Here is a 19,922-nt window from a genome sequence, read left to right as displayed (position 1 = left end):
TAGATCCCGAAGGAAGAACTATGTTAAGTAGAAGAGATTACCCTTTCCTACCAAAACCAAAAGGCCCAATGACTCATGCAGTCATTCATGAAAAGAGTCTTTATATCTCCGGCCTTACGGCCATGGGCACTGACGCTCAGGCTGAAGACTTAACTGAGCAAATACGAGAAATTCTCTCTCAATTAAAAAAAGTTCTGGATTATGAAGGGCTTACTAAGTCAGACCTAATTAAGCTTACAATTTTTATAAAAGAGATAGACAAATTAGGTATAATCCGAGAGGAGTTATTTTCTTTTTATGACAGTCACTATCCCGCCTGCTCATTGGTAGAGGTTTCCAATCTGGTGCATGCAGACCTTAAAATAGAAATTGAAGCGGTAGCAGCAATAGCATAAACCGTTCTGCGGGGAGGTCAGGGGCTGCTATTGTGTATCCATATAGTACTGGTTACGCTCAACACCTAGGTACCCAATATATCTGTCCCTGATTTCCCGCACATAATTTACCGGCTCCCTACCACGCACATAGCCAAATCGACTGCTTCGATAATACTCAGGTTGAGACAAAAGTAGCATGGCCTCCTCAACGTGCCCAAACCACTGGTTAGGGTCCAGTTCCAGCCTCTGGGCAAGATTTCTGGCATCTCTCACATGACCATGGCCCGCATTATAGGAAGCCAGGGTGAAATATATTTTCTGGTCGAGAGGTAGGTTTTGCGGGAAGCGATCATCCAGCCAATCCAGGTAGGATACACCTGCTCGAATGCCATTTTCCGGATCATATAAATTACCAATACCCAGCTGGCGGGCTGTGCGAGGAAGTACCTGCATCAACCCCTGGGCCCCGGCAAATGAACGTGCCTGAGGATTAAATTGGCTTTCCTGATACATTTGCGCGACCACCATTCGCCAGTCGCGGTCAGTATTTTGAGTATATTTTTGCACTATAGGATCAAATGGCGATAATACATCCGTGCTGCGCAGGCGCTGTCCCTGATGCTTAAGGATACGCTTCTGTTCTTTAAAATACTTGTTATAGGTAACATTGAAAAACAGGTCACGATTATGTTTTTCTAAGAACGTATTCAAATGCTCCAATAACACCGGTTGCTTAGCACGAACACCCCAAGCGATATCGCGATCACCAGGAAGTTCGCCGACTACTCTAAAATCGTTACGATAAGTGCTTTCAATTGCCACGAGATGTGAATCGACAACAGTGTAGGGGAAAGCTCCGCTGGCCACAGAATCAATGAGAAATTCCGTTGTAACGCCTTCAATACGTTTTATCTGAAGAGGTAGCAGCTCCTGTGCATGCTGTTTTTGCAGTAATTTCACCAGGCTATCGTGATAACTGGTTTGCGGATTTACCGCCACTATCTGCCCGGCCAGCAACTCCTCCAGTGTCAAGTTGTTATTTTCACTTGCGCCTTGGGGACCGGCCACCAACAACTCCTTGACTGCCATAACTGGTCGGGAAAATACTAACCCCTGTTGACGCCGACCCTCGGTAATTGTAAGAGATGCTGCAATCATATCTCCCATTCCTGCCTGTAGCGCATCAGCTAGGTCCATATCCGGATCTGGCACTATCATGCTGAGACGCAGCTTATGATCACGGGCAAATTTCTTCAGTAAATCATAATCGAACCCCATTAATTCACCGCGCCAAATAAAGTAAGAGGCGGGATGATTACGAGTGAGCACTCTCAAGGTTCCACTCTCCAGGATCTCCTGCCAATCACGCAGAGCCTGCTCCCTCTTCTGGCTGGCCAATACCAATTCAGCCGTAAAAAATTCATTCAGTTCTCGACGGAGGGCCACAGAATCACGTCGCACCGCCCAGGCGATAGCTCGTTCAGAGTTGAGCTTGGAACTACTGATCAGTTGTGGATAAGCTGGAAGAAACGCATCAACCTGGTTGCTGTCAATGACAGTCGCCTGATATCTCCCCTCGGCTACGGCGGTTAGCAGCTCTTCATGCTCTACCGGGCCATCCAGATAGGTAACTTTATAGTTCTGCGCATCCTCGCTATGAATCAACGTCTCAGCAAAGGCGCTGCCACGCCTCACAGCAACCTGTAATGGCCTATTCGGCACGGGTTGTAACCCATTATCCCGCCGGGTTACCAATAACTCACTGACAAACTGCAGGGGGCGTGTAAAGGAAACCACAGCCTTTCGCTCCTGCGTTCGGGAAAAATTGCTGGCAATGACATCGCCACGACCTTCAATAAGTGCCGGAATCAGTTGCGCGAAGTTGTCCACATACACCCATTGAGGTTGAAGGCCCCGACTGTGGGCAAACTTTTCCGCTAACTCCCTCCATTCACTCATAGGTAGCCCAATACGCGGCAGCGAGCCCTCTTGGGGCCCCCTCGGCGCAAGCAGACGCAGGACGCCTCTCTCCTTCAAAGCAGGCATATCCCCCAGGTCTACATAGTTTTCAAAAACCGGAGCTTCTACCAGCTGTGTTTGCCGCTGATTTGGCGCAGGCTGTTGGGAAATTGCCAGATCAGTGTCGGCAGTGTCATCGACAGAGGCCTGTCGCTGCTCACAACCTAAAAGCAGAAATAGTGAGATCAGTAAAAGGAAAATAAAAAGCAATCTTCTTTGCACAGTGCACCTTTTAGCTTTTATTAGGCATCGTACTACGCTTCCTGCGCGCTGCAGTTTGCGCTTCGCCATCTGGAGCGGCCGCTGTTAGGTAAATCGTACCAGCTTAAGGTGAAAGATCCCCCCCAAAAAAAAGCCCGGCAAACTCAATTGCCGGGCAAATATACGTTGGCGAATGTAGGTTGTCTCTTACACGGAGTGACAAGCCCTCTCTTATTCGATGAGCCTCTTATTTTTATTAGATGGATTTAGGTTTGCCCTGTAGCTCCGCCAATCTCATTTTTATTTGTTTGTTCTCATCCTCATCAGGGAGTTCGAACATCAGCGGTTTTGCCACTTTCGCAAAGTACTCCGCATCTTTCTGTTGGTATAGCTCTTCAGCCAGCCACTGGGCAATATGCAGCTCACGAGGTGCACGAATATAGGCCTGCTCCAGCTTTTCCAGATACTCTTCCCGGGGGTAACCCAGCATTTCCATAGCCATTGCCAGGCCGAACCAATGGGAGGCATTTTCCGGTTCTTTGTCTACCAGGTATTTAAATTCCTCACGGGATTTTTTCAGACTGCGAAGGTCACGCGCATGGTTTGGAACCGTAGCCTGTTGGTTAACCGTCAACCACGCGTGCGCACTCAAGTACCAGGGCTGCTGGCGATCGCTGCGAGGCACACTGGCGAGTAAGTGGCTGGCTTGGGGAAATCCCCTATGCGCAGATCCGCACTGGCTTTAATAGCGGCCAGTTGGGTGCTGTAAATGCCGGCGTGGTACGCATAGGAAAGAAGGTCATCCAGGGCCTGCAGGTTGTAACCAGACTGGGCGATAAACCCGGCCAGGATATTCACGGATTCACGCTTGGGCAGACGTTTGACTTTAGGCTTGGCCTCTTTGAAGTGCGCGGGGATTTCACCACTAACCACTTCATATTCACCAGAATCGAACGCGGCAACATATGCTTTTTCAAGCTCTTCAACCGACATGCCCAGGGCCTTCTCCAGTGATTTCACCGGGTCAGCGCCGTCGTTATAGGCTTTGACGAACTGCTTAAATTCTTCCGACTTATCTCCCTCCATCATCAGCCAGTGAGACAAGAGCCAACCGCTGGCATACACATCGGCTTTCTCCTCGGCATCGGTGTTATAAACAGTTGCACGCAAGAGCCTATCCAGGGGCATCAGGCCTGCATACATCAAGGTTTGGGCGCGTTCCTGCGGGATTTCACCCAGCTCATAGCGGCCTTTCTTGGGGAAAGACATGGTTGCCATAAACTCGGCAAAGCCCTCGCTGTACCAATAGGGGAAGTGGATGGTATTGCCGTTATAGGAAAGGAAGTGAGTGTACTCGTGGAAAAGGAATTCACGGGCCTTAAGTTGCTTCTTTATGCTGCGGCCATCCAGATTCACCAGGGCATAGCTACCTTCGGCGGAAGTATCGAACAGGCCATTAGTCATTTCAGCTAGTTCAGCACCCACCAATCCAGCATAAGTATCCCTGTCCCCCGCCGCATAAATGGTGAGTTTTGGGGTATTTGGATCTACCTCCAGAAGCTCTGTAGCCACTGCGCGATAGCGTTCCAGGTCAGCGACCAGGGTCTTTACCGCTTTGGGATCACCATCGGTAATGACTCGAAAATTTTCACTATCCACTTCATACCAAATTTCCTCCCCCAGGTAGCGGGGAGCAGCATTGGCGGTCAGTACAAATCCGAAACAAAGTACTAAGAAAACAGCTGCGCGAGAAACCATAGTTCGGGCCACCAGTCGTTGTTAATGAAGCCCTCCATGGTCAAATAGTGAAGCCCATACACTACCGCTTTTAATTGATTAAAAAAAGAACAATTTGATCACAAAACATCACCTTTCATATTTTTTTGTGACTTGCCGGACAGGGTATTCAGTAGTCAAGTTGCAGAAAAACTGGAGGGGATAACGACAAACTAAGAGACAAGCGTCTCAATTTTGGCCCTTCTGGCATACAAATAGAGGACAAGCTTCTATATATTGCGCTGTTGACCATTTTCTAAAAAATGGTCAAAAAAATAATAATTAATCTGCTTTGATGAGAGAAACATAATGAAAACTGCACCACTACTGGCGCTGCTTGGCGGCGCCTTGATGTCAGCCCATGCCTGGTCGGCACCCGAATATATTTCCGATCTGGATATTACCTCTTTTGATGGAACTGTACTCGATGCCAATTTGTTTGTGCCTGAAACCCCAGCACCTGCAGAGGGCTACCCCACCGTCATCTTCACCAACAGCTGGGGCCTTGAGAAACGCCAATATCATTTCCAGGCCAAAGAGCTCGCAGAGAATGGCTATCTGGTATTGAGCTACTCCACTCGTGGCTTTGGCCACTCGGGCGGCCTGGTAGACGTAGCCGGGGAGAACAGTATTGCCGATGTTGGTGTTCTGATCGACTGGTTAGAATCCAATTATTCTGTAGGTAAGCTGGGAATGGCCGGTATTTCCTATGGAGGTGGCATTTCCCTGCTAAGCGCGGCACAAGACCCTCGGATTGATGCGGTAGCTGCCCTGTCCGGTTGGGCCGACGTGGTTGAAGCCCTCTACCCCAATGAGACCGTTAACCTGGTTTGGGGTAGCTTGCTTGTTACTACTGCTTTCGACAAAGAAGCTGAACTGGAACAGGTCTGGGGTGACCTCCGAAGCGGTCAAAATTTGGAGCAGGTCATCGAGTTCGGTGCCAAACGTTCGGCTATCAGCTACATCGATCAATTGAACAAAAACGGCACTGCAGTACTGGTATCTAATAACTTTGCCGATTATCTGTTTAAGCCCAACAGCATGACTGACTTTTACTCCCTGCTTGAGGGCCCCAAAAAGCTGATGCTGAATCCTGGCACCCACGCCATTACCGAGACCCTCTCTGGCAACGATGGCCATATATGGTCCACCAGCTTCCGCTGGTTCGATCACCACCTGAAAGGCGAAGACAACGGCATCAACCGCGAGCCTAAAGTGGATATGACAGTGCGCATCAGTAATGAGCTGGAGCACTATGAAGACTATCCGGTAACCCAGGAGAGCACCACTTGGTATCTGCAACCACGCTTCACCATGTTTAACAGTGGCAGTATGGAGAGCGGCAAGTACGATGGCTGGAGCTGGAGTAATGAATTCCACGGGGGCTGGGATACCTTTGCTGGTACCGGTATCCCATTGATTTCCGATGCCCTCGAAGGTTTTGGTATCCCAGTGTACGCGCCAATGATGGCGATCAACGGTTACTATGCCATTGAGTACAAGTCACCAAGACAATCAGAAACCCTGCAAATCCGCGGTGCTCCTAAGCTGGAAATGTGGATTGAACCCAGTAAGGAAGAGGTTCAACTCAACGTACACCTCTACGATGTCAGCCTCTTTGGCCTTGGCCGCCTGATCACCCATGCACCAATTACAGTGCGTACCGACCAGCCCGGTAAGAAGCAAAAAATCGAAGTTGAGTTATTTACTACCAGCTATAACGTACCTGCCGGCCACCGTGTAGTTATGGCCATTGATACCCAGGGCCCTATCTATAAGAAACCGGAAGACACCAACTACACCATCACAGTGCCTTATAGCAGCAGTAAGGTTTCCAGCCTGACAGTTCCGCACCTGTAAGAAACCCTCCCGCAACAAGCCCGGCAGATCTCCCGGCCGGGCTTTCTTCTCGCGGTTGATCAAACCACTTCAGGACTAGGCGTATTTTTCGCCAAACCGTTACAATGGCCTCTTTTTAGGCAAAGTACCCTCTCCCTATGAACAAGAAGATACCACTTGCCCTGTTGGCCGCGACTTTACTGTCTGTAGCCGGCTGCAATCCAGAAGAAAAGGCCGCGCAAAAACCCGAACTGCAGACCAGCACCTCGGCTGTAACCTTGGACTTGAGTGATGCCCCAGAGGGCAAATTGCCACAGGGAGTGAGCCCCACCGCCTACCGGCTAGACCTCAACCTGGACCCTCGCCAGGATTCCTTTAGCGGCAGTGTCGCTATCGATATCCAGCTGGCCAAGGCTGCCAACCATATCTGGCTACATGGCAATAACCTCGGTGTAAGTGTGATTAAGGCACAGTTGACTGATGGGCGCGAAGTCGCAGCTCAATATCGCCAGGTACTAGACAGCGGTGTGGCCGCTATCGAATTTGCCGAACTGTTACCCGCCGGCGAGTTCACACTGCTTATTGACTACAGTGCCGACTTTGATCGCAACCTGGCGGGCTTGTTTAAGGTTGAGGAGCAGGGCAGCGCCTATGTCCTGGCCAAGTCCGAGTCGATCCAGGCGCGCAAGTACCTGCCTGGCTTTGACGAGCCAGGCCTCAAGGCGACCTTCTCTGTCAGCCTGACTGTACCTGAAGGCTATGCCGCTATTAGTAATGGGCCCGAGCTAAAACGTGAAGCCGCAGGTGAAGGCATGGAGAAGGTGACTTTTGCTGCTACGCCCCCCATGTCCACCTACTTGCTGTCTCTATCGGTAGGGCCCTTCGATATCGTCGAGCGCCCGGCCATACCACCGAGTAAATATCGCAAAGAGCCTATTCCACTACGTGGTTTTGCCCGACAGGGCCGTGGTGGCGATATGAATTATATCCTCGATATCACCCCCGAAATGGTGGAAACCTTCGAGAACCAACTACAACGCCCTTACCCCTTCAAGAAACTCGACATCATCGCAGCACCCCAATGGCCCAGTGGTGCTACCGAGTTATCTGCCGCCATCACCTATCGCGAACAGCGCATTCTGGTAGGTGATAATCCCGCCCCCGGTGCCCGCCTGGCCCTGGTGGAGGTACATGCCCATGAAATCGCCCATATGTGGTTTGGCAACCAGGTAACTCCGCCCTGGTGGGACGACTTGTGGTTGAAAGAAGGGTTTGCCACCTGGGGAGAACCTTTGGTGCTGCGTATTATGGAGCCGGAAGGTGGCCACGACCTGAATGCCGCGACTTACGCCATTGGCGCTATGCAGTTGGATTCCCTGGCTAGTACTCGCGCTATTCGCGAACCGGTGACTGACAACAACAATATCCGTAACGCCTATGACTCCATCACCTATTCAAAGAGTCTCGGTGTGATCAATATGGTGGACAGCTATTTTGGAGCCGAGCGTTTTCGTCCAGCCCTGGGGCGCTACCTGGAAACCTTTAGTGATGGGGAAGCGGACTCGCCATCCTTCTACAAAGTTATTGGCGAAGAGACCAATACTCCAGAACTGACAGAGGCTTTCCGCAGTTTCGTTGAGCAAAAGGGTGTACCTCAGCTGGAGCTGTTGCTGGATTGCACAACTCCATCCCAGGCAAAACTGCATGTAAGTCAAAGCCGCTACAAAGCCCTGGGCTCTCCCATTGAAGAGACCGGGCAAAAGTGGAACATCCCATTCTGCTTCAGCAGTGCCGGCAGTGAACAGCAATGCCAGATACTGACCCGCAAAGAAGAAACCCTGGATATTGCCGTCAATACCTGCCCGAGCTGGGTAATGCCGAACGTCCAGGGCAGCGGGTATTATCGCTGGAACTTGCCTGAAGCCCAGTGGCAGGCCCTGCTCGAACATTTTGCAGAATTCGCCCCCACCGAACAGCTGTCCATTATCGACAGCGCCTTTGCTGCCTTCGAGGCCGGAAAACTGCCAGCAGCTCAGTTACTTGAAGTTGTACGCCAATCTGCAAGAGTAGAAAAACGGCAGGTCATCACCTTGCCACTAAACTACCTGCGCAAGTATCGGGAGAGCTACTTGGGTGAAGTGCAGCACTCTGCATTCCTAAACTTTGCTCAAAACCTGTATTTACCGCTACTAAACAACAGTGCCAACAGCGCTGAACCCGATCAGCAAATGTTGCACAGTGAACTGCTCGGCTTTATGGCATTGGTCGCTGGCGATCCAGATACGCGCAAGCAGTTAGTGGATAAAGCCACTGCATTCACCGGTTACAAAACAACCCGCGACCCTGAAGCGCTGGACTCCGACCTCTATGGTCCTGCGTTAACCGTAGCCGTACAGGATGCTGGTGATGACTTTTTGTCGCACTTGATCAAAGTACGCGGCGTGCTGGATGATCCGCGCTTCGAGAATGCCAGCGCCAGTGCCATTGGCAGTAGTGACAGTCCCTCGCAATTAGAAGTCGTGCAAAAGTTGGCCCTCAGCGAAGAAATGGGACCCCGTGAAACCTTCACATTGATTCAGTACTCCCTGGCCCAACCTGAGGTACAAGAACAAAACTGGCAGTGGCTGCGCGATAACTTTGACAAGGTTGTGGATAAAATTCCGGCCCAAATTCGTCGCCGCACCCCGGCTTTTGCTGGCGTTTTCTGTGATGCAAAACGCTTGCAGGAATTACAGCAGTTGTTTGCTCAACACGGCGCTCTCACTCCCGGTTACCAACGCAGCCTGGCACAGACAGAAGAGCGTATACAGCTGTGTATGGCACTGGAGGAAAAAGGGCAGTCCTTGATGGAAGCTTTGCCGAGGTCAGTGGGCCTCGCCCAAAATATCTGATACAGCCGCGCTAATTTATATTGCGCCTTTTATTGCAGTATTAAATATCCTCATAGCAGGGAAATTTTTGCTGCCAGTGCCGGGAGGGGATTACTCTCCCGGCTAACTTGCCCAAATTTCAGGATTCACCTTTATTGTGCTTACGTAGTCGGAATGCCAGCCAAATCATCGGCAGACCAAAAATAATTGCGTAGGCTCCTATCAACCACACCAGCGCCAAGGCGCCTGCCCCCGGACTCACCAGAATCGCAATACCGAAGATTACCGAAAGCACACCGATGGCAATCAGCAGCCACTCATTGTCAATTTCCTTGCGCAAGCGAATCGCACCGACAATCTCAAAAATTCCACGAACCAGGGCCCAGGCACCAATAAAAATTACCAGTACCAACGCTGTTATTTGTGGATACATAAAAGTCACTATACCTGCTGCCAGGCTGATTAAACCGGAGACGATCAGCCACCATAGGGGGTAGACTTGTGTCTCCCCATCACCGCCGCAACCAGCGAGAAAATCCCATCCAACAAAGCATAAATACCAAATAGGAAAACCAGGGTCAGCAGGGATAATCCCGGCCAGATGAAAGTTAGCACCCCGAAAATTACCGCAATTAACCCGCGCAATAACAGCAGCCACCAATTGGCCGAGAGGACCTGCAATATAGGCCCGGAGGGGAGAGAGGAAGTATCAGTGGACATAGAGCAGTCCCCGGGTAGAACATCTATTTTAATTTAAGCGCCACAGTCCATGGACTACCAGTTTTTCGGGAAAATCTCCGCAGAAAAACAGCAAAAAGATGCTAAAAAGCCAATTGCCTTCTCATAATCTGGAGACTTAAAGCATTGGGGAAACTACCCATTGGATAAGGGCTGTAAGGAGGGAGGCGGCCCACGAGCGCGACCATGCAGTCGACTCTGCAAAGACTGAGATCGCGCCGCAGGCCGCTATTTCCAGTGTAGCCGTAACTGACAAATCAGGTTATTGACCAAACTGGATTAGAAGTCAGGTGTAAATAGCACAGGGAAACTCTCTCACTGCGGGGTTTATTTTTCTGCTAAGCAGAGGAAAGGCTTTGGGAAATGCAGTGAAAGTAGCCGGCAGCCCGAAGGCTGCCGGAAGAGTTGATCAGGACAGCTCGCCAATCACACCACGCAGTTTATCGACAATTGCATCAATCTCGTGCTTTTCGATAATGAGTGGTGGGGACATACACAGGGCATCACCAATACCTCGGGCCATCACTCCTGCCTCCCAGGCCATGCCAGATGCTTTGGCCCCGAATTTACCCTTCAGGTTTTCCGGCGCACGCAGTTCAATCGCACCAACCAAGCCGTAGTTGCGCACATCAATCACATTGTCCATATCCGCCAGGCTGTGCAAGGCATTTTCCCAATGCTGGCCGATCTCACCGGATGCACGAGTTAGCAGGCCTTCGCGCTCGTAGATATCCAGGGTTGCCATACCTGCAGCACAAGCTACTGGATGCGCGGAGTAGGTGTAGCCATGGAAGAATTCCACCATACCCTCAGCGGCCGCATCCATAATGGTGTTGTGGATATCGTCTTTCACAAAGACCGCACTCAAAGGCACTGCCGCATTGGTAATACCTTTGGCGGAGGTGATCATATCCGGGGTCACGCCGAATTCGATGGAGCCAAACGCGGAGCCGGTACGGCCCCAACCGGAAATTACCTCATCAAAAATCAGCAACAGGTCATGCTTGTCACAAATCTCACGCAAACGCTGCAGGTAACCTTTTGGAGGTAGCACCACACCGCCAGCACCGGCAAACGGCTCGACGATTACCGCAGCGATTTGATCTGCACCGTGGAAGGCCACCAGGCGCTCCAGGTCTTCCGCCAGTTCCACACCATGCTCAGGAAGACCACGGCTGAAAGCATTGCGCTCAATATCCAGGGTATGGCGCATATGATTGGCTTTAACCGGCTGACCGAAGCTCTGGTAATTCGGAGCGATACCACCTACAGAGATACCACCGAAGTTCACCCCGTGGTAACCCTTTTCGCGGCCGATAAACATGGTGCGGGTGCCTTTGCCTCGTGCGCGCTGGTATTGCAGGGCAATTTTCAATGCAGTCTCTACCGCTTCGGAACCGGAGTTGCCGAAAAATACATGGTTGAGGCCGTCTGGAGTATGCTTCACCAAGCGCTCGGAGTACTCAAAGCCCAGCTCGTGACCGAAATTAAAAATAGAGCTGTAATCCAGAGTTTTTGCCTGCTGGTATATTGCCTCAGCAATTTCGGTACGACCGTGACCGGCATTGCTGCACCAGAGGCCAGCGGTTGCATCAATAATCTGGCGTCCACCCTTTTCGGTGAGATAAATACCCTCAGCGCGCTCCACGATCCGCGGTGCGGATTTAAAGGTGCGATTGGGGGTAAAAGGCATCCAGAAAGCGTTGGTTTGCATCTCAGACATAAACTGTATCTCCGCAAGTTCCCTGAAATTTCAATGTATTCGGATTTAGAAGCCATTGGCTCCCGCTAATCTCTCAAGGCGCTTGTGCAATTTCAGACAAGCGCGTGGCATAACCGTTCGGACCTGTGGGTCAAGCACCGAAGCAGCAGTATTTGGTCTCGTAGAATTCGGCCATACCCTCAACTCCCCCTCGCGACCAATACCGGACTCCTTCGTACCGCCAAAAGGTGCGACCGTAGTGGAGAAAACCCCGGTGTTGCAGGCAATCATGCCGTATTCAAGTGCCTCGACCACTCGGTTAGCGCGACGAATATTCTCACTCATTACATAAGCGGCCAGGCCATAGGGAGTATCATTAGCACGGCGAACTACATCATCTTCCTCGGTAAACTTCTGCACTGCCGCAATCGGTCCAAAATTTTCTTCCTGAGCAATGCGCATATCATCAGTAACACTGGTGATCAGGGTCGGGGCAAAATAGTTCTCACCATTTGGCAGCTGCTCACCGCCAATTTCAATCTTGGCGCCAGCCGCTACCGCATCCTGCACCAGGCCCTGAACGCGATCTACTGCACGGCGGAAGATCATCGGGCCCATATTCACCCCCTCTTCTGTGCCGTGGCCAATCTTCATTGCAGCCACTTCAGCACGCAGTTTTTCTACGAACTCATCGTGCACAGATTCGTGCACATAGATACGATTGGTGGCTACACACACTTGGCCGGCATTGCGGAACTTGGTCGCTACACAGGCCTTCACCGCGGTATCGATATCTGCATCATCGAAAACGATAAAGGGGGCATTTCCACCCAGCTCCATGGACATCTTCTTCACCGTGCTGGCGCACTGGGCCATCAGCAGCTTGCCGACAGCAGTGGAACCAGTGAAAGTAAATTTGGCCACACGGGGATCCTGGGTCAGTACTCTGCCGATGCCCGGCGCATCAGTGCCAGTCACAACATTGATAGTGCCCTTGGGCAGGCCAGCCTCTTCTGCCAGCCGACAAAGAGCCAGTGCGGAAAGCGGGGTCTCGAGAGCGGGTTTGATCACCACGGTACAGCCAGCTGCCAGCGCAGGCGCCGCTTTGCGGGTAATCATCGCATTGGGGAAGTTCCACGGTGTAATGCAGGTTACAACACCCACTGGCTGGCGGATGGTGCTCAGACGCATCGCCGGGTTGTGGGTAGGAATCGTCTGGCCGTAAGCGCGGCGGCACTCCTCCGCAAACCACTCGATAAAAGAAGCGCCGTAGAGAATTTCACCCTTGGCTTCCGCCAGGGGCTTGCCCTGCTCCAAAGTGAGGATACGCGCCAAATCATCGCTGTTATCCATAATTAGCTGATACCAGCGCTTAAGGATGGCGGCACGTTCGCCGGCGGTGCGGCGGCTCCACTCTGGGAAAGCCGCGTTAGCTGCGGCTACCGCTGCCTCTGCATCTGCCGCTGAACCATCGGCTACTTTGCCCAACAACTCGCCATTGGCCGGATCACGCACCTCTGCGGTGCCCTCAGCATCCCGCCACTCTCCATCGATATAGTTCTGAAACTTCAACAGGTCTGGATTCGCCAGTTTCACCGGAAACTCCTGATAATTGCGTGTTATTAATAGTATTGCGGCGATTTTGGCCGCAGCTAGGAGGGGAGAATAGTAGTATTTTTGCAACTAAAATTTATATTTATCAAACTTTATCTCAAAGCAGCTAAGGCCTTTCCCCTTGAGGCTGCCTAGCAATGCTAAGTTACGGCAAAAATTCGTGGAAAACACGGGAGAATTCGGCAAATGAGCAAGGCAAAAAGTGCTCTGGGTGGTCGCCTCAGCGATATGGATCTCCGTCTGCTGAGAGTCTTTCGAGAAGTAGTGCGCGCCGGCGGTCTGGCACCGGCAGAAGTAGCACTCAACATCGGGCGCTCCACCATCAGTGTTCATATCTCTGACCTGGAGACCCGTCTGGGTATGCAACTATGCCTCCGCTCTCGCGGGCGTGCCGATTTCAAACTGACACCAGAGGGAGAAACCCTCTTTCAGGCAATTTTGGAACTGGATGGGCATCTGGATGCCTTTAGAAGCCAGGTTAACGCTATTCAGTCCCAGCTTACCGGTACCCTACGCCTGGTGATGCCGGATGACGTATTGGAAATCCCCCAGCTAGACCTGCCCGCAACCATTGCTCGCCTGAGAGAACAGGCCCCCCAGTTACACCTGGAGGTCCAACTGGCCGCACCCCAGGAGCTGGAGTTGGAAATCCTCGCCGGCCGCGCCGATGTTGGCATCAACCCGCTGCATTCACACAGGCCGGGTTTAGACTACCAACCTCTATTCCAACATCAATCCACCCTTTACTGTGGCGCCAATCACCCGTGTGCCCAAGCCAACAAAATTAGTGAAGAGTTACTCACTCAGCAGGAACTGGCCGCTCCCAGCCATGCTGTTTTATCTGGTGCAGCTCATCTCTATCGCCTTTTTCCCAAACGCTCCACCGCCAACCATATGGCAGCAAGACTCGCCATGATTCTCTCTGGATCTTTTATCGGGTTTCTTCCTGAGTATCTTGCACGTAAATATGTTCAAGCACATCAGCTCCTGCCCCTGTTATCAGGGAAATTTCATTACCGCATTCAAAATGCAGCGACTTTCAAAAAAAGTGCAGCTGAGCACCCCACAATCAAGCTGTTTCTGAGAGCACTGGTGATACGTGAATAATTAATCAAGAGTATCTGATATACCCATTTAGTTAATCTGTATTATCACTCTCCTAGAATTCACGACATCCAAGTAAGGAAAATTCAATGAGGGAAACAGAAAAGTTTTACTTTTTTGGAAGCATCAGTTTGGGCAGTGGACACTGAGAGATATATCAGATATCGATGGTCAAACCTACAACTGCTGCGAACAGTATATGATGTACAAAAAGGCAATACTTTTCGGCGATATTAAGACCGCTGATAACATCCTCAAAGAAGAAAATCCATCCGAGCAACAAAGGCTAGGTAGAGCCGTTCTAGGTTATGAATCAAAAACCTGGGATCAACACAAACTTGGGGTAGTTTGGACAGCGAACTATCTGAAGTTTACGCAACACGAAGACTTAAAAGAGAGGTTACTTGGAACGAACAATAAAATCTTAGCTGAGTCTTCTCCTCATGACTTAATTTGGGGTATAGGCCTGAGTTCGGATGACAACAGAATATTGAATCCAGATAACTGGACCGGGAAAAACCTACTTGGTGAGATTCTTATGTCGATAAGATCAATAATCAAGCTCAACACCTTAGGACAAATCACTAGGTAATTTATGTTCTACTTAAAAAATAGTTACCAATAATACATACTACTATTCCTTACACCTTAGTGTTAATCTAAGCATAATTGCTTTTAGATCCACCAGGGAAGAGCTGTGATCGACTTCAAAAACTCCTCTGTCTTCAAACTAAAGCCCATTGATATCTCCTCTGCCAGGGATGAATTTAATAAGTTCCTGATAGATGGTGAATCCATTTTCGCAAGCTTCAAGGCAATAAGAGACCAGGTAGTATTCACCAACAAGCGTATTATTGCAGCCAATGTGCAGGGATTGACCGGATCTAAAGTAGATTACACATCCTTGCCCTACAGTAGAATTCAGGCTTTCTCAGTTGAAACTGCAGGCACATTGGATATGGACTGTGAAATTGTGGTTTATCTCAGCGAAGTTGGTAAGGTCGAATTTGAAATCAAAGGCTCCTTTGATCTTGTCCAGTTCAATCAACACATCAGCAAGTATGTTCTCGACTGATTGACTAAGTGAACATTAACCCACTATGTTTTGGCTTGGTTTAACCATCACCAGGGCATAAGTTCTTAAACTATATCGATTAAACAAATGAGAGGGAATTTCATGTCTCAAATTTGGTTAGAAAGCCTGATTACCGAAAATGCACAGCAGGGTTTTGAGCTGGCGATGAAACTATCCAGAATGGGAGTAAAATATACTCAACCTTCTGACGAAGTACGAGGAAAACTTAGAGCCTCCTATGAGGAAAATGCCGATAGCCTGATCGCATCCTCCCAAGTTGTTGCTATCAATTTCCAGACTGTGGCGGCAGCGAATAACTACTGGCGTAGTTAATAAACTCCAGTGCGCTTTGTGATCAAATAGCCCAAGTTTATCGCCAATAAGTCGACAGAGCGCATTTATAACCTCTATCCCACACAGGTATATCAAGAATAAATTTTCTTCAAATTCACAATCAATTTTATATCAATCGTATTTCATCTATCTAAATCTTATTATTCCTGGACTATCTATCAAGTCTGCAAATAATATTCAAGCTGGACTGATAGTTATACAACATATTAATCGAATAGATAAGTTAATCAGGATTAATACCGGTAAGATAGTAACTTGCCGCAATTGAAGGTACCAGATAACCAGTGTGTCAGTGTATGCTTCGATATTTATAATAGTCAAATGGCAGGTATATTATCCTATCCTTCTAACAATCGATTTGGTGGTTTAATTAAGGAGTATCTCCAGAAGATAGAACCCGCCACCAACAATTTACTGATAAATCATCTTTCCCAGCTTTCTACCTCTTATTTTTCATTGCTACTTCAGGATATAGGGAGCATTGTCAGTTGAATTCAGGCAACCATTTATCAACTTTATATTATTTAAGGTCCAACTTCATATAATGATAGATGACCTGATCCATTATTAAGCAGATTCAATAAATATCAAGAACTCTCTGCTTTCATAGCATTACACCCCTATAAAAAATTGAGAAGTCATTTGGCACAATACCAAAAATACCACCAGCAAAAATAATTTAAACGGTGCATCCAAACACTCAGGATAAAGCGTCTAAGCCACAAAGCACTTGATTCTAAATAAGAGATTACATTGATGATTGATTACGAGCTATAAATCTGGCATTTTCTAACCAGATGCAATAAGTTTTTAATGAGTATAGATAGGATACTAAAGCTAAATATGAGAACTCTGGGAAATTTTCTTTGGTTTATATTAGGTGGTTTTGTTATGGGCCTTTGCTGGTGGTTTTTTGCTCTAGTAGCATTTATCAGTATTATCGGTATTCCCTGGGGGAGAGCCTGCTTTGTTATGGGTAAGTTTTCATTCTTTCCCTTTGGTCGTGAAGCAATATCACGCAAAGAACTAACCTTAAATGAGGACATAGGTACCAGCGGGTTTGGCTTAGTGGGCAATATTATCTGGTTCCTATTCGCAGGTATCTGGCTGGCTATTGGCCATTTGGTTCATGCTCTTGCCTGCTTTTTAACCATTATTGGCATTCCATTTGGAATCCAACATCTTAAGCTTGCCGGTATTTCCTTATCTCCAATTGGCAAAACCATTGTAACTAAGGAAGTTGCCCAGGCTGCAAGGATGAAAAATGCCAGCGCAACTGTTTCTCAAATTCGAGGTAACGCCTAGCTTCTTCTAAAATATAAATTTCCCAACTTAGGTGCCTAATCAAATGGCATTATAAACATTTACTTAAGACTAACGTATCAAATAGTTTATGTTGAAAGGCAGCAAAAAATTCTTTTTGCTGCATCTCCCTGTTATTCTGTAGCATCTAATGATAAGCAATTCTCATCTTTCTATTATATGAAAACAGGGAGTAAACAATGAGAGCAGTCATCTCAATTATATCTGGTATATTTGCTTTTGGTGTTAGCTCTATAATCTATGCAAATCATAAATCAATACCAGCCGACCTGGAGATACAACCTGTCCAGGTAATGCTATTTGGTGTATTTCATTTTCACAACCCAGGATTGGACACAGTAAAGTCAGAGGTGACAAATGCACTGACACCCAGTAACCAGGACTATTTGGAAGAACTCACCAGCAAACTTACGGATGAACCCCCTACCCATGTATTAATTGAATGTCCATCAACACACCAGAGACAAATGGATCAGAAATTCAATTCTTATAAAAATGGCAGTCACGAACTTAGTGTAAATGAAAATCAGTAACTGGGATTTCGTATAGCCGTAAGGCGGGACTGAAAAGTGTCATATGTTATGATGAAAGAAATGTTCACTAGAAAGGTGCTGAACTAAGAGAGTATATGGCCAAAGAAACTCCAGAAGAAAGAAAATTCATGAAAACTAAAAAAAGCTCAGCAAAGAAACTTCCCAGAGAAATAAGAGTTTATCTTTAGGCCAATTGCTCGAATTTCATAATAATCCCATAGAAGATAGAGATAACATGAATCTCTATATCATGGGAAATGATATTGGTGTGGGGCAGGAATTTATCGATGCCGATGCAGCAACCAGCTCGTGGCATCACAATTTTCGCATGTACGCCAATATACAGGTTCAAGCCAACCGGGAACTAAAGTAATCGCTATCGGTGGATCTGGCCATACCGCTATTCTAAAGTCCCTTCAGAAGGTTGACAAAAGTCGCCACCCTTGGGATGTTAATGAATACCTGTAATAATTATTTAAAATAGCCGCTGGCAAATAAGGATAACAATGAAAAATTTTATAAAAATCTTTAGCAGTACAATCATTTTAGTATATTGTTCTGCAAGTTGGGCTGCGGAAAAAGAAGTATTATCCAGCCCTGAAGCACCGACAGCTCAGGTAATGTTATTCGGTACCTTTCATTTCGCAAATCCTGGCCGAGATACAGTAAAGCTGAATGTTATTGATGTGCTAACACCTGAAAATCAAGCCTATCTGGAGCAATTAACTGAAAAACTCGCAAGCGAGTCCCCCACCCATGTAATGCTTGAATGTGACCCGAGCATCCAAAACAAGATTGATAAAAAATTTCAGTCTTATCTGAATGGACAACATAGGCTTGAAGTCAATGAAAGTCAGCAGTTGGGCTTTCGCATTGCAGCTAAAGCAAAGCTAAGTGGCGTTATCTGCTATGATGAAAATCAGGTGCACTGGGATGGGTCCAAGCTCATGAACTATATGAGTACCAATACACCAGAAAGAAAGAAAATATTCGATACAGAGATAGAAGAGTTCGGGAATTTGTCCAGCAAGCAACACAAAACGCTAACCTTAAGACAATTACTCCAGATCGATAACTCTGTTGAGAGAGACAGAAAAAATATGAACCTATATCTTATGGTAAATGATATTGACTCTGGTGAGGGTTTTTCAGGGGCAGATGCATCAGTCAGTTGGTGGCACAGAAACTTTCGAATGTATGCCAATATCCAGACTAAGGCTCAGCCAGGAACCAAGGTTATCGCCATTGCAGGCTCAGGTCATACCGCCCTTATGAAAACACTTCTGGCCACTGATCTTCAGCGCGAAGCCTGGGAAATAAACGATTACCTGTAAAGCTATCCAGCTTTGGCTCATCCCCCAAGGGGGTGAGCCAGGGTTCCCTAGTTTTCCATAGAGTTGATTTTCAAATCAATGGATTACAATAGGTGGATAATATGCTTCCTAGCTTGCGTATTTTACTCGCTCTTCTTTGCTATCTAACCTTTACATTTTTCTCTAAGGCCTTCGCAGAGGCGCAGCTGGCTTCCGGCACCCTGGAGACATTGCCCAGCATTTCCTACGAGGGCATTGCAGATCGTCCAGTACAGGTATGGCTGCCAGATGAATACCCAGCCCAGGCTCCCTATGCTGTTCTGTATATGCATGATGGGCAGATGCTTTTTGATAGCCGCACTACATGGAATGGGCAGGAATGGGGTGTAGACGAAACGGCATCCCGCCTGATCGCAGAGGGCCGTACGCGACCTTTTATCGTGGTTGCACTGCACAATAGCGGAGATGGCCGCCATGGTGATTATTTCCCGCAAAAAGCGCGAGATCTAATGTCTGAGTCTTCACGAAGGGTGAAGCACCCTTTTAATCGAGCTGAGCTGCGAGCTGACCGGTACCTGGAGTTTCTGGTAAAAAGGGTAAAGCCTTATATAGATACAAACTATAAAGTCAGTCGTAACCCAGAGAACACTTTTATCGCTGGTTCCAGTATGGGAGGACTGATTTCCCTTTATGCGGTGTTGGAGTATCCACAAGTATTCTCTGCTACTGCAGCAATTTCCACCCACTGGCCAGGCATCGGTCCCGAAGAGACACTCCCTGTCGCAGAATCCATTCGCAAATACCTCCGGGAAAATCTACCTGAACCGGGAAAACATCGCTTTTACTTTGATCATGGCACCGAGACACTGGACCGCTTTTATCCGCCTCTGCAACAGGCTGTGGACAAGATTATGCGCAAGCGAGGTTATAACGACAACAACTGGCAGTCACGGGTTTTTGTAGAGCATACCCACGATGAGAAGTCTTGGAATGCCAGGCTGGATCATGCCCTTATTTTCCTTCTTGGCACGGAAAAACAGCGCGACTATCAATAACCTCTGCCTACCTCAAAATTTTTGGCAAT

Annotated in this window: 18 protein-coding genes and 1 pseudogene; 12 read left to right on the top strand and 7 right to left on the bottom strand. The window is 48.3% G+C overall.

Annotation, left to right across the window (positions count from 1 at the left end; translation table 11 throughout):
* Window positions 1-20 precede the first annotated feature (20 nt).
* The gene (locus P3339_RS01655) at window positions 21-395 is read left to right on the top strand and encodes a RidA family protein (protein WP_020414226.1); all 375 of its coding nucleotides are present in this window, start codon (window positions 21-23) and stop codon (window positions 393-395) included.
* 27 nt (window positions 396-422) lie between these two features.
* On the opposite strand, the gene P3339_RS01650 is transcribed toward P3339_RS01655, so the two are convergent.
* The 3 genes from P3339_RS01650 to P3339_RS01640 all read right to left on the bottom strand — a co-directional run bounded on the left by P3339_RS01650 (window position 423) and on the right by P3339_RS01640 (window position 4,355).
* On the bottom strand, window positions 423-2,618 hold the full coding sequence (locus P3339_RS01650) for a transporter substrate-binding domain-containing protein (RefSeq protein ID WP_282952229.1): 2,196 nt from the start codon (window positions 2,616-2,618) through the stop codon (window positions 423-425).
* A 235-nt stretch (window positions 2,619-2,853) separates the two neighbouring features.
* Window positions 2,854-3,249, bottom strand: coding sequence for a hypothetical protein (locus P3339_RS01645; protein ID WP_282952228.1), 396 nt, complete (start codon window positions 3,247-3,249; stop codon window positions 2,854-2,856).
* On the bottom strand, window positions 3,246-4,355 hold the full coding sequence (locus P3339_RS01640) for a hypothetical protein (protein ID WP_282952227.1): 1,110 nt from the start codon (window positions 4,353-4,355) through the stop codon (window positions 3,246-3,248). The genes P3339_RS01645 and P3339_RS01640 overlap by 4 nt, the downstream gene beginning before the upstream one ends.
* Before the next feature lie 327 nt (window positions 4,356-4,682).
* On the opposite strand from P3339_RS01640, the gene P3339_RS01635 reads away from it, so the two are divergent.
* Together P3339_RS01635 and P3339_RS01630 are read left to right on the top strand one after the other, a co-directional pair.
* Window positions 4,683-6,233 (top strand): CocE/NonD family hydrolase, encoded by a 1,551-nt coding sequence (locus tag P3339_RS01635; protein WP_282952226.1) that lies wholly within the window; start codon window positions 4,683-4,685, stop codon window positions 6,231-6,233.
* 137 nt (window positions 6,234-6,370) lie between these two features.
* A complete protein-coding gene (locus P3339_RS01630) occupies window positions 6,371-9,103 on the top strand; it encodes a M1 family metallopeptidase (RefSeq protein ID WP_282952225.1) in 2,733 nt (910 codons plus the stop codon).
* Between the two features lie 118 nt (window positions 9,104-9,221).
* Here P3339_RS01630 and P3339_RS01625 read toward each other — a convergent pair whose 3' ends face one another.
* The 4 genes from P3339_RS01625 to P3339_RS01610 all read right to left on the bottom strand — a co-directional run bounded on the left by P3339_RS01625 (window position 9,222) and on the right by P3339_RS01610 (window position 13,118).
* Window positions 9,222-9,515: an HdeD family acid-resistance protein gene (locus P3339_RS01625; RefSeq protein ID WP_282952224.1), complete on the bottom strand. Its 294-nt coding sequence runs from the start codon at window positions 9,513-9,515 to the stop codon at window positions 9,222-9,224.
* 44 nt (window positions 9,516-9,559) lie between these two features.
* Window positions 9,560-9,802, bottom strand: coding sequence for a DUF308 domain-containing protein (locus P3339_RS01620; RefSeq protein ID WP_282952223.1), 243 nt, complete (start codon window positions 9,800-9,802; stop codon window positions 9,560-9,562).
* A gap of 427 nt (window positions 9,803-10,229) precedes the next feature.
* A complete protein-coding gene (aptA, locus tag P3339_RS01615; RefSeq protein ID WP_282952222.1) occupies window positions 10,230-11,543 on the bottom strand; it encodes an omega-aminotransferase AptA in 1,314 nt (437 codons plus the stop codon).
* 45 nt (window positions 11,544-11,588) lie between these two features.
* Window positions 11,589-13,118 (bottom strand): NAD-dependent succinate-semialdehyde dehydrogenase, encoded by a 1,530-nt coding sequence (locus P3339_RS01610; RefSeq protein WP_353056874.1) that lies wholly within the window; start codon window positions 13,116-13,118, stop codon window positions 11,589-11,591.
* 204 nt (window positions 13,119-13,322) lie between these two features.
* On the opposite strand from P3339_RS01610, the gene P3339_RS01605 reads away from it, so the two are divergent.
* The 9 genes and pseudogenes from P3339_RS01605 (at window position 13,323) to P3339_RS01565 (ending at window position 19,893) form a co-directional block, all read left to right on the top strand.
* Window positions 13,323-14,243 (top strand): LysR family transcriptional regulator, encoded by a 921-nt coding sequence (locus tag P3339_RS01605; protein WP_020414218.1) that lies wholly within the window; start codon window positions 13,323-13,325, stop codon window positions 14,241-14,243.
* A gap of 121 nt (window positions 14,244-14,364) precedes the next feature.
* Window positions 14,365-14,832: pseudogene (gene ybiA / locus P3339_RS01600) on the top strand (riboflavin biosynthesis intermediates N-glycosidase); the annotation flags it as partial.
* Between the two features lie 105 nt (window positions 14,833-14,937).
* Window positions 14,938-15,315, top strand: coding sequence for a PH domain-containing protein (locus tag P3339_RS01595; protein WP_282952221.1), 378 nt, complete (start codon window positions 14,938-14,940; stop codon window positions 15,313-15,315).
* A gap of 102 nt (window positions 15,316-15,417) precedes the next feature.
* On the top strand, window positions 15,418-15,648 hold the full coding sequence (locus tag P3339_RS01590) for a hexameric tyrosine-coordinated heme protein (protein ID WP_020414215.1): 231 nt from the start codon (window positions 15,418-15,420) through the stop codon (window positions 15,646-15,648).
* Between the two features lie 864 nt (window positions 15,649-16,512).
* Entirely contained in the window at window positions 16,513-16,974 is a 462-nt protein-coding gene (locus P3339_RS01585; RefSeq protein ID WP_040629038.1) for a YccF domain-containing protein, read from the top strand.
* A gap of 197 nt (window positions 16,975-17,171) precedes the next feature.
* Window positions 17,172-17,525, top strand: a complete 354-nt coding sequence (locus tag P3339_RS01580) for a hypothetical protein (RefSeq protein ID WP_282952220.1) — start codon at window positions 17,172-17,174, stop codon at window positions 17,523-17,525.
* 193 nt (window positions 17,526-17,718) lie between these two features.
* A complete protein-coding gene (locus tag P3339_RS01575) occupies window positions 17,719-17,898 on the top strand; it encodes a hypothetical protein (RefSeq protein WP_282952219.1) in 180 nt (59 codons plus the stop codon).
* A 133-nt stretch (window positions 17,899-18,031) separates the two neighbouring features.
* Window positions 18,032-18,859, top strand: coding sequence for a DUF5694 domain-containing protein (locus tag P3339_RS01570; RefSeq protein WP_020414211.1), 828 nt, complete (start codon window positions 18,032-18,034; stop codon window positions 18,857-18,859).
* Between the two features lie 101 nt (window positions 18,860-18,960).
* Window positions 18,961-19,893: an alpha/beta hydrolase gene (locus P3339_RS01565; protein ID WP_020414210.1), complete on the top strand. Its 933-nt coding sequence runs from the start codon at window positions 18,961-18,963 to the stop codon at window positions 19,891-19,893.
* The last annotated feature ends 29 nt before the right edge of the window (window positions 19,894-19,922 follow it).

Origin of the sequence: Microbulbifer sp. MLAF003, assembly GCF_030012965.1 — a bacterium.
GTDB classification, from domain to species: Bacteria; Pseudomonadota; Gammaproteobacteria; order Pseudomonadales; family Cellvibrionaceae; genus Microbulbifer; species Microbulbifer variabilis.
This window is presented reverse-complemented; position numbering and strand designations above follow the sequence as displayed.

Coding starts and splice junctions, on each gene's coding strand:
- P3339_RS01655 (WP_020414226.1), top strand. CDS start 21: ATGTTAAGTAGAAGAGATTACCCTTTCCTACCAAAACCAAAAGGCCCA.
- P3339_RS01640 (WP_282952227.1), bottom strand. CDS start 4,355: ATGGTTTCTCGCGCAGCTGTTTTCTTAGTACTTTGTTTCGGATTTGTA.
- P3339_RS01635 (WP_282952226.1), top strand. CDS start 4,683: ATGAAAACTGCACCACTACTGGCGCTGCTTGGCGGCGCCTTGATGTCA.
- P3339_RS01630 (WP_282952225.1), top strand. CDS start 6,371: ATGAACAAGAAGATACCACTTGCCCTGTTGGCCGCGACTTTACTGTCT.
- P3339_RS01625 (WP_282952224.1), bottom strand. CDS start 9,515: ATGTATCCACAAATAACAGCGTTGGTACTGGTAATTTTTATTGGTGCC.
- P3339_RS01620 (WP_282952223.1), bottom strand. CDS start 9,802: ATGTCCACTGATACTTCCTCTCTCCCCTCCGGGCCTATATTGCAGGTC.
- aptA (WP_282952222.1), bottom strand. CDS start 11,543: ATGTCTGAGATGCAAACCAACGCTTTCTGGATGCCTTTTACCCCCAAT.
- P3339_RS01605 (WP_020414218.1), top strand. CDS start 13,323: ATGAGCAAGGCAAAAAGTGCTCTGGGTGGTCGCCTCAGCGATATGGAT.
- P3339_RS01590 (WP_020414215.1), top strand. CDS start 15,418: ATGTCTCAAATTTGGTTAGAAAGCCTGATTACCGAAAATGCACAGCAG.
- P3339_RS01585 (WP_040629038.1), top strand. CDS start 16,513: ATGAGAACTCTGGGAAATTTTCTTTGGTTTATATTAGGTGGTTTTGTT.
- P3339_RS01580 (WP_282952220.1), top strand. CDS start 17,172: ATGAGAGCAGTCATCTCAATTATATCTGGTATATTTGCTTTTGGTGTT.
- P3339_RS01570 (WP_020414211.1), top strand. CDS start 18,032: ATGAAAAATTTTATAAAAATCTTTAGCAGTACAATCATTTTAGTATAT.
- P3339_RS01565 (WP_020414210.1), top strand. CDS start 18,961: ATGCTTCCTAGCTTGCGTATTTTACTCGCTCTTCTTTGCTATCTAACC.